Source organism: Streptomyces sp. AC627_RSS907 (assembly GCF_019049165.1).
Window position 1 is genome coordinate 1 of record NZ_JAGMUE010000476.1, and the last position, 607, is coordinate 607.

Genomic DNA, 607 nt, shown 5'->3' on the forward strand with positions numbered 1-607 from the left:
CCACTCCTCCGCGCTGGACGGACTGCGCGACCCGATCACCGAACTGGCCGCGTCCCTGACCTTCGACGCCACCCCGGACCCCGCGTCCACGCGACCGCTGCTGATCTCGTCCACCAGCACCGACGTGGTCAAGGGCTGGCACGCCGAGGACTGCTGGACCACCCTGCGCCGACCGATCGCCTTCACCCGCGCCCTGTCCGCCGTACCGGGGGCGGCCGAGGCCCACTACGTCGACCTGACGCCGTCCTCGACGCTGGTCGCCATCATGAAGACCAGCCACCCTGACCTGCGGACCTACCCCGTCATCACCCCCTTCGGGACCGAGCCGGCGCGGCTGCGGACGCTGCGGGCGGAAGCGCTGTGACCGACCGCGGCAGCGGCGTCGCGATCACCGGGCTCGGCGTGCGGTGCGCCCTGGGCGGCGACGTCGAGGAGTTCACCGCGGCCCTGCGGGCGGGCACGTCCGGGGTGACGTACGAGCAGCCGGGTCCGGACCTGCCCGCCAGCCTGGGCGTGGTGGCACGCCAGCGCCGCACGCCCGCCGAGACCCTCACGGCGCAGTCACCCACGGTGGAGCCGGGGCTGCGCGAGCGGCTGCGTCCCCTGC

1 protein-coding gene and 1 pseudogene are annotated in these 607 nt (G+C 74.8%); both read left to right on the plus strand.

The window, feature by feature from the left end; translation table 11 throughout:
- Positions 1-364 (plus strand): annotated as a pseudogene (locus KUM32_RS36560) (hypothetical protein); the annotation flags it as partial.
- Positions 361-607: beta-ketoacyl synthase N-terminal-like domain-containing protein (locus KUM32_RS36565; RefSeq protein WP_217146192.1), on the plus strand; the 247-nt coding region annotated here is incomplete at its 3' end. The pseudogene KUM32_RS36560 and the gene KUM32_RS36565, both read left to right, overlap by 4 nt.